Here is a 13,784-nt window from a genome sequence, read left to right on the forward strand (position 1 = left end):
GCAATTAATAATTTCCTCTGCATCAGGGGGATTACTATAATTTTTATAAGGCACTTATGTAGAAGGCTGAAGGCAATATGATGTAGAAGGCTGGACATTGAGAAGGTAGAAAGCAGAATGAATAGAAGCGAAAAATTTTAGGCAAATGTGGTTACTTATTCTTAAAGTCAATATCGAGAAAAAGTCTCGGTCGAGATTGTGGGTGTGACGCGGGCACAAATTACACTGGCGACCTTGTAGAATATAACTGCTGCATCTATAATGTACAAATCTCGAAAAAATAATTTTAATCTAGCGGTGAATATGAAATTAACAAAATTTGTATCGATCGGCATTGCCCTACTTTTAGGAGCAAGCGCGAGCATATTATCTAGCAACAGTAGAGCATTAGGGGCCGAAAAAGTTGTCCTCACATTTGGCCCGATCAGACAAGGCATCAATATCAGCGACTTAGAAGACTTTGCTAAAAACGGCACGACGACGCCAACCCTCCAACAAATTATCCGGTTCTCCAAAATGGACGCGCAAATATTGCGGGGGTTCATGGGTCTAGAAATCGGTTTAAAGCCTGCTAATCTGGCGAGGGTAGTTTACAGCACTCCGGGAGAAAAAATCACTGACCAAATCGGTCAAGCAATTCGGACTCAGCGCCGCACAGAAAGCGGCAAAGCTTTGCGGGCAGCGGTGATCCTGGCATCGGGGGACGACGGTAAGGTATCGCTGCTAGAAATCCTGAAAAAGTATCCTCTCAACGAGGTTTACGTAGATGTTGCCAGCCTTCGCACCGCTGTTGGGAAAGTTCAGAGTATAGCCGGAACTCTGCAAAGCCTGCTTCAAGATGTGATGCGATCGACAACTCGCACAACTGAAACAACTCGCCCCGAAAGTCCGATCGAACCTCGCCGCAGCGTGCAGCCAACAACTCCGCCTCCAGCGCCGCGCCGCGCCGCCCCTTTGCCAGCACCCGCACCGCAGCCTGTGACGCCGGTCAGAGGGCTTTGGTAAAAACATCATAAATGTGTCCTAAAGGCGGGTTGAAGCGGCTGTTGTGCCATTCTGCCGAGTCTTTTGAGACCAAACCCGCCCCCGCCCTACCCCTATCCCAACCCCCAAAAGGGTTAGGACTTTTGTGAAAACTCCCAAAGCAATCAATTTTTCTTTAGCAATTTTTTGAGCAACTTAGGAATCTCTGAAGGTCGAGCCGCCACAGGTATGTCCGCCTCTTCAAAGGCAGCCATTTTGTTTGGGGCCGTAACTCCAAAGGCTTTCTGGGCAGCCGCCCGAGAACTGATCAGGATGCCGGCGTGGCCCAAAGACGGCCCCTTGGGAGCGTAGCGGCCGGCCAGATAAGCAACCACGGGTTTGTCGATCGCCGAAGCGATGTAAGAAGCAGCAGCTTGTTCACTCCACCCGCCAACTTCCCCCACCAAAACAATCGCTTCGGTACTGTCGTCTTCGTCCAAAATTTGCAGCCACTGCATAAAAGAAGAACCGACAATCGCGTCGCAGCCAATACAAACCGCCATCGACTGTCCCAACCCAGCCTCCGTTAGTTCTAGGGCAACTTCGTAAGTCAAAGTGCTGCTGCGGCTGATCACTCCCACCGGGCCGGGAGTGTAAAATTCCTTGGGGTGAGTTCCCAGCAGGAGTTTGTCGGGCACAATAATCCCCGGACTGTTGGGCCCGATTACCAAAGTTTCGGTGGCTTCTGCTTTTCTGACTAAGTGCACCATATCCAGAGGAGGCACTCCCCCAGTAACGATCGCGATTTGCCGAATTCCTCCGGCGATCGCTTCTAAAGCAGCATCCAGCACCGAGTAAGCGTCTACCAAAATTACCGCAGTGTCAACGTGACCCACTGCCGCCACTGCTTGTTCTACCAAATCAAAAATCGGAATTCCCTCCACCTCCAGCCCCCCCCGACCGGGACTAACACCGGCGACTACATTCGTGCCGTATGCTTTCATCATCAGGGCGGCGCGGGTGGACGCGGGAGATTCTGTAATGCCCTGTACTAGGACTTTGCTTTCAGGAGTTAAATTCATTTTTTCCCACTTGACACTCGATCTGTAAAAAGCAGAAGGCCTTCATCTGTACAGAAATCTCATTTTTTGCCGATCGACTGCCGCTACTTGGCGGAGGATACAGAAGCGGCCGCGGCCTCATCCAAAGTGCTAGCTAGCTGCACCGGCAACTGTCCCAAACGCTTTTTAACAGCATCAGCATCGATCTCTACCAGCCGCAGCACCACTTGGATGTGGCGGTTAGCGCGAGCTTTCCGTTCCAAATAGCCGGCTACTGCAGCGATTATTTCCTCGGTCTTGGAGGCGCTGCCCAAAATATTTACAAGTATCACCTTAACGCTTTTATCCTGAGCGACTAACTCCAGACCCAAATCCGCGCGATCGCGCAGGGCATTTGCTGCTTCGTAGCGGTCTAGGGAACCAATATTCACAAAATTAGCTGGTTTTCCTCCTTGGTGGGTTACAGCATCTAGAGTTGCCATTGTCAGGCCCACTCCGTTGCACAAAATCGCGATATTCCCGTCTAGTTCGATTAATTGCAGGGATTCGGAATTCGAGATTGGCGATTTAGATTTGGGGTCAAACTCCGGCAACTGCTGAACCTTCGAGTGGGAATGGGGGCGATCGCCAGGGGCGTGGAGACTTCTCCTTTCCCGTGCCAGCCCGCTGTTTTGCCTCTTCCCCGATAGTGCTGCCAAATCTGGATGTCGCCCCAAGGCATCGTCGTTGGCGGTGACTTTACCGTCTAAAGCCATGACCTCTCCCGTCGGACTGATGCCGAGAGGATTGATTTCTACTAAATCTAAATCTTTTTCGACAAACAGCCGGTACATTTTTTCGACAATGGTGCTCACCGATTGAATCAAGTCTCCCTGCAATCCCATTTTCAGCGTGAGACGCCTCGCGTAGAATGGGGAAAATTCTTGATCTACGGCAACTTGCTGCATTTGCTCGATCGACCGTTCGACATCCATACCTCCTTGGCTCGAACCCAGAAGCACGGGGCGGCGCGCTACGGGGTCTAGGAGTACCGCTAAGTACAATTCTTGGTCAGCGTTGTACTTTGCTTCTGCCAGTAGAACTTGGGGATATTCATCCTCGATCGGCAAATTAAAAATTGTTTGGGCGGCTGCTACTGCATCGATCGTATTTTCGACAAACTTGATACCGCCCGCCCGGCCCCGTCCCCCAGCCCGCACTTGCGATTTGAGTACAACGGGGTAGGGAATTTTCAGTCCTTTGAGGTCGGCGGGATTGTCAATCTGCTGCGACGGCAAAATCGGAATTGCCATCTGGCGAAATAAAGATTTAGCTTGGTACTCTAACAAATCCATTATCAATTACGGGTTACGGGTAGTTGGCAACAAGCAATTCGTCCTAATTGGCAATTCATAATTAATAGATAGTAATTGGTTTTTTGTCAAGTTAAAAGTTAAAAATTATCGCTTTTATCTTTTATTTTTCGACTTTTGTATGACCGATTACTTATTCGCTATTACCGCTCGCCGATTACCTATTACCTAAGCTGTTTCAAAGTGTTTTTTTCTCGGAATTGCCAAATTTTACTGTCGGCTCTGGCGGGGAGATATTTGGCGAGCGTTGGTGTTTTTTTGTCTCGGAAAATCTTCGGACGTTCGGCGATACTGTGCCGAGATATTTTTGCGAATTGTTTACTTGATGCTATTAACAGCGCCTTGATGGATGGTTTTGACCCATTTGAGCTGCTTGGGCCGTACCGCAATCCGAGCCGTCACAGTCCCTACCAGCAGCCAGTGGAACATATACAGAGTACCCCGCAGCGTTTGCAGGAAGGTGACAAAAACTCTTTTAACGTCAAATTTGGTCTCTTTGCGAGTGCGGCGCAAACCGACAAACATTCCCACCACCGACAATGTAAGGGTCATAAAAGTTATGGGACTGGCGATCGGCATCCGGCGCAGCGCAATGGACATCACAAAGTCGGGTAGCGCTACTGTGGGTAAGAAATATTGAGACACCCAAAATCCAAATAAATCCCAAGTTTTCCCAGTTCCCATGCGGTTCCGCAAAATTAGCCGCCAGTAGTCAAGATAACGCTGATAGCCACCTTCTGCCCAGCGATTGCGCTGGTGCCACAGAGCGCGAGCGTTAGTCACTCCTTCTTCTGACACGGCTGGGAAAGCGAGAAATTCAATGTCCCATCGGTCTAGGTGCAGCCTCACCGTCAAATCCAGGTCGTCGGTAATCGTCTCTTCGTTCCAGCCTCCGCAGCTTTCCAAGGCGGTGCGACGCATGAATTGGCCGTTACCGCGCAATTCCCCAATGCCGCCGATCGCAATCCGCTGCTGCTGGAAAAAACTGTCGAGAGCCATTTCTGCTTCTTGGCCACGAGTCCAAAAATTTACCGAAGCATTGGCGATGGCTTTTCTGACTTGCACAGCCCCTACCTTTTCTCCATGGAACACTGGCAGCACCCGGCGCAGCAAATCCGGCGTTACCGTCGCGTCGGCGTCAAATATTCCCACAAATTCCCCGCGAGTCAGCGGCAACACTTGATTGAGTGCTCCCGACTTCCCGCCGCTGGCATTTGCTCCTCTGCGAAATACTTTGAGCTGGGGGTACTTTTTGGTTAGCTGTTCCAATACTAGCGGCGTGGCGTCGCTGCTGTGATCGTCGATCGCCCAAACTTCGTAGCGGTCGATCGGATAATCTACATTGCAGATGGATTCTACGAATCGGGCAATCACCGCTTCCTCATTTTTCGCCGCCACTAGCAGCGACACGTAAGGCCAATCTTCTCGGCTTTCATCGGCAAGAGGCGGCAGTGCGGGCTTGGGTTCCGCAAACAACACTCGAAATGCTTGCATCCACAGCAGTCCCGTCAACCCCCACACTACCCACGCACCCCAAGAAATCAAGTGCAGGGCGATCGTGCCGGCCCAAATCGCAGTCAGCACTGCGGCAGCTTTTCCGCGGCGTCCCCGGTACAGATTTTGAGGAAAAGAGGGAGTTCCCGGCACAGACACCGCAACCGGAAGCTCTGCTTTTGTTTCCGCGTCAAACACCCTGTCGCCAATGTCTGGTATAGCAAATACTTTGCTGAGCTTCGAGTTCGAGGTCAAACTCTTGAGCTCTTCTTGAGCTAAATCAGAGATGTCCAAGTTAAGCTCGCTGCGAGCGTCGTTTTCTGGCCAAGAACTCTCCTGCATAGGTTACTTGATTCAACCACCAATAGTTTTTGATTTTAGATATAAGCATCTACTGTATCAGTTTCTGGACTTTTGTCGAAAGCGGACGGGAGGACAACCAGCGGGTTCGGTGCTTGTACGGCCCTGGTAAACGGGTACTGCATCGAGTATTTTGGTTGACTTTTGCTTGCGATCGACCAGGAATATCTGTTAGTTTTTTCTGGGGATCTAAACTATCTGTTAGTAATAATTGTCTGAGGTGGAAATATGTCTATTCCTCAACTCAAGCCAGCCGATGACAAAGAAGTGAAAGTCTACGCGCCTTTCTGTCAAGAGCCCAGGCGCAAGTTTTTACCGCACGCTATTGGCCTCTACAAGCTTAAAAGCTTGGAGGGGGCAAGAAAAATTGACGGTGGGGAGAGCGTGCCGTTTGTCGCTAGTTGGAATATCTCGTCGCTGCCGATCGACTTAACCCGCTGTCGGGTGTTGTTTGACGGCAATGCTGAACTCAGCTACGAAGTGACTATGCAAAGCTCTGAGTTTGTTAGTTGCTTAATTGAGGTTCTCCTGACTTTTCAGCGAACTCGTACCGTCGATTTTTCTAAAACGTTTTACCGCAAGCTGATGCGAATGGATGAATAACTTTCACCCCAGCCGCACTCCCGAAAGTCGGCAATTGACAATCAAGCAATTTAATCCGGGGCCCCCGGATTGATTCGTGGATCGAGAAAAAAGCTCCTCGCTCCCGATCGCCAGCCCCCGGATTTATCAGTGGGGTCGCTTTCTTCAATCTAAAATCTAAAATCTAAAATCTAAAATCGATTGACGGGCGGTATAACTGACGCACCAATAGTGTAAAGCCACGACGGCAACATTACATGATTGGTGCGCCAGCCCTATTTGAGAAGCGGAAAGAGTAAGTGAGTTCTTGGATCATTCTCAATAATCCCTTTGGGGGTCAGCACTTATCCCCATTCCTAAAGTAAATCTACAGCAGTTTTCAGTTGAGCGTGATACAGATTTCGCGTAGGGATTCAGACAAAGCCTGACTCCCTACCTGTATTTCATCCAATTGAAAACTGCTGTATTTGTTGTGGGACAAGCGCAAAAGCCTATTTCGGACATGGGTGCAAGATGTGAGGCAAGACACATTTCCCGCACCAAACTCCGAACCTTTTCCATGTATTAAGTTTTGTAAAAATACTCAGCAATATTACTGACATATGTGATGATGAGAACTAAATTAGGATGAGTTAATTTCTACGAAAATAGATTAAATAATCCCACCTGTCATCAGCAAGAATTTTAAGTAATTTTGCGATCGAATGGATTTAAAATAAGTCCTGATTTTTTTTTGTTCGGGGTGCTCGGAGACAATTTTTCAACTGCCATTAGGGCGATCGCACGGTCATGCTCAAATTTTGCAAGTAAGTGGCCCAAAGCCGAATTAAATTATAGCAATTCCTTCTAGCCACTATTTAGCAAACACTTAATTAGCAAAATGCCAAAGATCAGTTATTGTAATTACTCCTAAGTAATTTTGAGTAAGTACAATAAATGAGGGAATGCTACATAATTGTGGCTACAGATGAAAACCTAGCAATTTTTCCAAGAGGTATATTATGGCTCTGATAACTAATGATCTTAATAGTGGTCTCACTGCTGACCAACTCGCTCAATTTATTATTGGGGACTCAGGCTCAGTCGTTCCTGGTAGTGCGAAGTACACGGGTGATAATCTGGCCGCAGGCAGTTTCGGGGGAGGTATTTCCGACGGGCTAAATCTTGAAGCTGGTGTTATTTTCAGCACGGGTGATATCGCAAATCCCGATAGTACAGCCCTGGGTGAGCCTGATGATGGGGATGCTGCTCTTAGTCAGCTTCTTGCTAGTGTGAACTCAAGTTCGACCACTACTGAGGATGCTGCCGTTCTCGAATTCGAGTTTCTACCCAAGCAAGGCCAGTTTAGTTTGGAATACGTGTTTGCTTCTGAGGAATATAACGAGTTTGTTGGTGAAATATTCAACGATGTATTTGGCTTTTACCTGAATGACGTATTCGTTTCCGCAATTCCGGGAACTGAAAAGCAACTTGTTTCCGTTAACAATATTAATAACGAAACAAACCCAGCGTTATACATTGACAACACGACAAATATTTTTAAAACAACCTGGGATGGTTTTACACAAGTGCTATCAACGCCACAAGTATTCGTCATCCCAAATGTCCGGAGTAAGCTGAGATTAGCGATCGCTGACAATAGCGATTCTATTTATGACTCGGCAGTGTTGATCTCCGCTCCTCCCGTCTTCAATTTCTCTCAACCCAACTATCAAGTCAACGAAGATGGGACAGTAGTTGGAGCAAACATTACCATCAACCGCACCGGCATTGCCCTGGGAACGTCCACTGTAGAAGTAAAATTAAGCAACGGCAGCGCTACAGGCGGGGCTACCTTGGGAGACGGAATAGATTTTACTTTCACTACCCAAACTATCGATTTTCTGACCAATCAAACCACTGCTACCCTCACCGTTCCGATCAATAATGACAGCTTAGTTGAACCCACCGAAAACCTCACCCTCACCTTAGCCAATCCCACCAATGCTAGGATTGGTGTTGTTCAGAACACCGCCAATCTGGATATTCTCACTGATAATGACACCGCAGGCATCATAATCACCTCAACAGCGGGTGCGGATGTCGCAGAAGGCGGTAGTTCAGACACATATACAGTCGTACTCCAAAGCCAGCCTAGTGACCTTGTAATCGTCAATGTTGACCCTGATACCCAGACAGACTTGGGAGCGGGTACTGGTGTCCCTCTCACCCTCAACTTTACTCCCAACAACTGGAATGTGCCGCAAACCGTTACGATCGAGGCAGTGGACGATCAAGTAGCGGAAGCATCTCCTCACACTAGCGCGATCGCTCACACAGCCAGTAGTGTAGACCCCAATTACGACGGTGCTGCGGTTCCAATTACCGTTGATGGTACTGCGACTGCTACCCTCACCGCTAACATTACCGACAACGACACGCCGAGCGTAAAAATTACCGAGACTGGCGGCAGCACCAACATCGGGGAAGGTGGGGCTACGGATAGCTATACGGCGGTATTGACCACCAAGCCTGCTGCCGATGTTACTGTCACCGCCTCGCCCGACGCCCAAAGCGACGTGGGGACTGGAGGCGGAAACCCGATCGCTCTGAACTTTACTCCCGACAACTGGAACGTGCCTCAACTGGTGACTGTGCAAGCCGTGGACGATGCTGTAGCTCAAGGCACGCACTCCAGTACGATCGCACACCAAGTCACCAGTACAGACGCGAAATACAACCTGATTGCTACTGCCTCGGTGACGGCCCAAATTACCGACAACGATACCGCCGGAGTCACAATTACTCCTCCAAACACCGCTGCTACCGAAGGCGGCGCCACAGGCAGTTACACGGTAGCGCTGACTAGCAAACCGACTGCGCCTGTTAATGTCAACTTCAACACGGGCATTCAAATCGATTCGATTTCCACATTTACTTTCACCTCAGATAACTGGAACCTACCGCAGATAGTCACGGTGAAAGCTACCGACGACAGTTTAGTCGAAGGGCTGCACACAGGTACGATCGACCACAGCATCGCCGCTGGTAGTGCGGCGGAATATCTGCCAGTTGCGATCGCGGCGGTAACAGTCAGCATCACCGATAACGATGTTGCTACTCCCAATACGCCCAGCATCACAATTACTCCGGCGAGCACGACTGCTGCCGAAGGTGGCGCGACAGACAGTTACAAAATCTCCCTCAACACTCAACCGACTGCTAACGTTACCGTCAATGTAGCTGCGGGCAGTCAAATAAATGCGCTCGCGCCGATCGTTTTCACTCCAGCGAACTGGAACGTGCCACAAACAGTAACGGTGACAGCAACCGACGACACTGTTGTAGAAGGAAGCCACAGCGGCACGCTCAATCACAGCGTGGCAGCAGGCAGCGCTGCCGAATACTTGCCAGTGGCGATCGCACCAGTTACTGTCACCATCGCCGACAACGACACAGCTACCTCGACGGCCGGGGTAAAAATTTCTCCCACAACTACTTATGCAGCAGAAGGCGGTGCAAATGGCAGTTACAGCGCGGTATTAACGGAGCAGCCTTCAAGCGACGTTAAAGTTAGCTTCGCCACAGACAGTCAAATAGAAGCGATCGCCTCCTTCACCTTCACTGTGGCTAACTGGAACCTGCCTCAAACCGCCACTGTCAAAGCAACCGACGACTCCGCCATAGAAGGAACGCACCTGAGTACGATCGCAGCCAGCGCTAGCAGCACGGATCTGGCTTACAACAATATCGGCATTTCCAAAGTCGATGTGTTGATTATCGACAACGACTCCCCCGGCATTGCCGTCACTCCTAACAGCACCAATGCAGCAGAAGGCGGTGCAGCAGGCAGCTACAGCATTGTCCTTACCAAAGCGCCGACAGCTAACGTTACCGTCAATGTGGCTGCGGGCAGTCAAATAAATGCGCTCGCGCCGATAGTTTTCACTCCGGCTAATTGGGATGTCCCGCAAACAGTAACGGTGACAGCAACCGACGACACTGTTGTAGAAGGAAGCCACAGCGGCACGATCAATCACAACGTCGCAGCAGGCAGCGCTGCCGAATACTTGCCAGTGGCGATCGCACCCGTTACTGTCACCATCGCCGACAACGACACAGCTACTACTGTTGCTGCTGGCGTCACTGTTACCCAAACAGGCGGCAGCACCATAGTCGCCGAAGGCGGCGCAACCGACACCTATCAAGTAGCCCTCAACAGCCAGCCTTCAAGTGACGTTAAAGTTAGCTTCGCGACAGACAATCAAATAGAAGCGATCGCCTCCTTCACCTTCACCTCTGACAACTGGAACCTGCCTCAAACTGCCACTGTCAAAGCAACCGACGACTCCGCCGTAGAAGGAACGCACCTGAGTACGATCGCAGCCAGCGCTAGCAGCACGGATCTGGCTTACAACAATATCGGCATTTCCAAAGTCGATGTGTTGATTATCGACAACGACTCCCCCGGCATTGCCGTCACTCCTAACAGCACCAATGCTGCAGAAGGCGGTGTAGCAGGCAGCTACAACATTGTCCTTACCAAAGCGCCGACAGCTAACATTACGGTCAATGTAGCTGCGGGCAATCAAATAGATGCGATCGCTCCGATCACTTTCACTCCGGCTAATTGGGATGCAGCGCAAACAGTAACGGTGACAGCAACCGACGACAGCATAGTAGAAGGAGCGCACAGCGGGTTCATTCTTTCCAGCGTTGCCGCCGACAGCGCTGCCGAATACTTGCCAGTGGCGATCGCACCAGTTACTGTCACCATCGCCGACAACGACACAGCTACCTCGACGGCCGGGGTAAAAATTTCTCCCACAACTACTTATGCAGCAGAAGGCGGTGCCAATGGCAGTTACAGCGCGGTATTAACGGAGCAGCCTTCAAGCGACGTTACCGTCAGCTTCGCCACAGACAGTCAAATAGAAGCGCTCACGTCCTTCACCTTCACCTCTGACAACTGGAACCTGCCTCAAACCGCCACTGTCAAAGCAACCGACGACTCCGCCGTAGAAGGAACGCACCTGAGCACGATCGCAGCCAGCGCTAGCAGCACGGATCTGGCTTACAACAATATCGGCATTCCCAAAGTTGATGTCTTGATTCTCGACAACGACATCCCCGGCATCGCCGTCACTCCTAACAGCACCAATGCAGCAGAAGGCGGTGCAGCAGGCAGCTACAGCATTGTCCTTACCAAAGCGCCGACAGCTAACGTTACCGTCAATGTAGCTGCGGGCAGTCAAATAGATGCGATCGCTCCGCTCACTTTCACTCCGGCTAACTGGGATGTCCCGCAAACAGTAACGGTGACAGCCACCGACGACACTGTTGTAGAAGGCTCGCACAGCGGCACGATCAATCACAGCGTTGCCGCCGATAGTGCTGCCGAATACTTGCCAGTGGCGATCGCACCAGTTAGCGTCACCATTGCCGACAACGACATCGCCCCACCAACACCGACACCAGTCATCAACTTTTCGCCCAATATTATTGTGTCGACGCCGACACCAGCGCCGACACCAGCACCAGTCATCAACTTTTCGCCCAATATTATTGTGTCGACGCCGACACCAGCGCCGACACCGACACCAGTCATCAACTTTTCGCCCAATATTATTGTGTCGACGCCGACACCAGCGCCGACGCCAGCACCAACTCCAGCCCCAACCCCAGCACCAACTCCAGCCCCAACCCCAGCACCAACTCCAGCCCCAACCCCTATCCCGGAACCCACTCCCGTCCCAACCCCGCAGCAAACTGAAGATCCAGATTGCATTTGCACGCAAATTACCTTACCGGAGATCAGTCCTCTTCACGGTTTCAATCTTGTTCAAAACAACCTGGTTGGTGCGGATACAAACGAGATCCTCGCTGGCACCAGTGGCGGTGACGGCATCAACGGTTTGGGCGGAGACGATGTTCTGATCGGTTTGGCAGGCAACGACAACCTATTTGGCGGATTGATCAGCAACATTCCTGTTGGACCGCAGGTCGATCGCGACTTGCTGTTGGGCGGGCCCGGCGACGACTACCTTAACGGTCAAGCAGGCTACGACACCATGTTCGGCGGTCAGGGCAACGACGCTGCTTTCGGGGGCAAAGATAATGACCTGATATGGGGCGCACGGGGTTCTGACACTGTTGTGGGCGAGGAGGGAAACGACAGCCTCTACGGTGGCACCAACAGCGAATCTGACCGCGATAGCGCCGGGAACGACTTGTTATTGGGCGCCAAGGGAAACGACAGCCTTTGCGGTCAGGATGTCTCTGATACCCTTTCTGGCGGTGACGGCAACGATACTGCGCGCGGTGGCAAGGGCAACGATGTAGTTTTAGGCGACTCGGGTAGCGACTTGCTGTTGGGCGACCAAGGCAATGACTCTATCTGCGGCGGCGACGGGGATGACACGGTGTTTGGGGATATTGGCAGCCCCCTGCCTGTCGGCGTTGCTGGCGGTCAAGACCAAGTGTGTGGCGGTGCTGGCAATGACCTGCTGTTCGGCAATGAAGGCAGTGATACTATCAACGGTGATGCTGGCAACGATACGATTTTGGGCGGCAAAGACAGTGACAGTTTGGTCGGCGGTGCTGGCGACGACCTGTTGATTGGCGATGAAGGCAGCGATACTTTGATCGGCGGCAGCGGAGGTGACTTATTTGTCTTGACACCCGCACAAGGAAGTGATGTAATATCCGACTTCAGGAAAGGGGAAGATTTGCTGAGTTTAGCGGGCGGTTTGACTTTCACTCAACTGAGCATTAGCCAAGGCACAGACGGGGGAGACGCCAGTCCCACAACTTTCATCAGAATTGCTAACTCTGGAGAACTCTTGGCAGTTTTGAATGGGGTGCAAGCGAGTGCGATCGCGCCGTCCGATTTCGTTCAAATTTTGCGACTCGGTAGCTGAGAGGAAAGCGCTGTAGATCCGCCCAAGGAAAATCAATCTACAGCGCTTGAACTGCGATCGGGCTAGCAGCGCAATCAGCCTTTGATCTGCCCAAATTCCAGCCCACGCCGCCCGACAATTTATATCAATTCCGGCTGCGCCGGAATGATATACTGAAAGAGTGTCAAGAGTGCAAAGAGGGCAAGTTATGCCTAAACGTCTCAAGTTAGAGTCTCATCAAACTCCCTCTGAGTTGTCTCAACTTTATCGTCAAGCATCAGATCCAATTGAAAGGACGCGCTACCAAATAATTTGGCTATTGGCAACTGGACGACTGACAGAAGATGTTGCCAATGTCACAGGTTACTGCCGTAACTCAATATATCGCGAAAGTTCGTCGCTACAATCAATTAGGTGCTAATGGTTTGAAAGACAAACGTCATCAACATCCGGGCACTCAACCTTTAATTTCTCAAGTACAACAAGCACAACTTTTGCAAACTTTACAAACTCCTCCCGCTGATGGGGGATTATGGAACAGTCGTAAAGTTGCTGAGTGGCTCAGTAATTTATTGGACCGTCCAGTTAGCGTCCAAAGGGGTTGGGATTATCTACGTTCGTTGGAGTTTCGGTTACGAATACCCCGACCGGAACATGACCTAGCGGATATATAGCAATCCTAAATGATTTATGAGATAATAGCCACGATCACTACATAATTTGTATATGTTAGAAGAGTTAACGGAATTTATCCAATCTAATCCCGATCCCCGGGAGTTGAAACGAGCAATTACCGTCCAAATGCACCTCAAAGGATATAAGCAACGCGAGATTCAGGAAAGTTTATCAGTGAGTTCTGGCTTTATTAGTAAATGGACTCAGATATTCACCATGCAAGGTGTATCTGCTCTGAAGCTGGCTTATAAGGGTTCCGTGGGATATTTAAAACCTGAGGAACGAGCAGCCATTATTGATTGGATACGAAAAAATAATTATTGGAATTTAGGAGAACTAAAAGCTTATATAGAGGAGCAGTATGAGATTATTTTTAGTTCTCAGCAGAGTTACTATGAGATTTTTGACTCTGCTGGTTT

At 50.3% G+C, this 13,784-nt stretch carries 8 protein-coding genes; 5 read left to right on the forward strand and 3 right to left on the reverse strand.

All coding sequences use genetic code 11. The features are described 5' to 3' along the window. Positions 1–303: 303 nt before the first annotated feature. A complete protein-coding gene (locus QUB14_RS24110; RefSeq protein WP_333219958.1) occupies positions 304–1,005 on the forward strand; it encodes an alpha/beta hydrolase in 702 nt (233 codons plus the stop codon). A 143-nt stretch (positions 1,006–1,148) separates the two neighbouring features. Here QUB14_RS24110 and QUB14_RS24115 read toward each other — a convergent pair whose 3' ends face one another. From QUB14_RS24115 to QUB14_RS24125, 3 genes are all read right to left on the reverse strand, one after another. Next, complete coding sequence (locus QUB14_RS24115) at positions 1,149–2,045, reverse strand: succinate--CoA ligase subunit alpha (RefSeq protein ID WP_006634683.1); 897 nt, start codon at positions 2,043–2,045, stop codon at positions 1,149–1,151. A gap of 83 nt (positions 2,046–2,128) precedes the next feature. Beyond that, positions 2,129–3,358 carry a succinate--CoA ligase subunit beta gene (locus QUB14_RS24120; protein WP_333219955.1) on the reverse strand — a complete coding sequence of 410 codons (1,230 nt, stop codon included), beginning with the start codon at positions 3,356–3,358 and terminating at the stop codon, positions 2,129–2,131. Between the two features lie 336 nt (positions 3,359–3,694). Continuing rightward, positions 3,695–5,212 carry a glycosyltransferase family 2 protein gene (locus tag QUB14_RS24125; RefSeq protein ID WP_333219954.1) on the reverse strand — a complete coding sequence of 506 codons (1,518 nt, stop codon included), beginning with the start codon at positions 5,210–5,212 and terminating at the stop codon, positions 3,695–3,697. Positions 5,213–5,458: 246 nt separating this feature from the next. Between QUB14_RS24125 and ebsA the strand changes: the two genes are divergently transcribed. The 4 genes from ebsA to QUB14_RS24145 form a co-directional block, all read left to right on the forward strand. Then, positions 5,459–5,833 (forward strand): type IV pilus biogenesis protein EbsA, encoded by a 375-nt coding sequence (gene ebsA, locus QUB14_RS24130; RefSeq protein WP_006634686.1) that lies wholly within the window; start codon positions 5,459–5,461, stop codon positions 5,831–5,833. Positions 5,834–6,813: 980 nt separating this feature from the next. Further along, entirely contained in the window at positions 6,814–12,711 is a 5,898-nt protein-coding gene (locus tag QUB14_RS24135; protein ID WP_333219952.1) for a choice-of-anchor L domain-containing protein, read from the forward strand. A 332-nt stretch (positions 12,712–13,043) separates the two neighbouring features. After that, entirely contained in the window at positions 13,044–13,364 is a 321-nt protein-coding gene (locus QUB14_RS24140; protein ID WP_333219950.1) for a helix-turn-helix domain-containing protein, read from the forward strand. A 52-nt stretch (positions 13,365–13,416) separates the two neighbouring features. Further along, on the forward strand, positions 13,417–13,784 hold a 368-nt coding region (locus QUB14_RS24145; protein ID WP_445251884.1), incomplete at its 3' end, for a helix-turn-helix domain-containing protein.

Source organism: Microcoleus sp. B3-D2, from assembly GCF_036705345.1.
Classification (GTDB): Bacteria; Cyanobacteriota; Cyanobacteriia; order Cyanobacteriales; family Microcoleaceae; genus Microcoleus.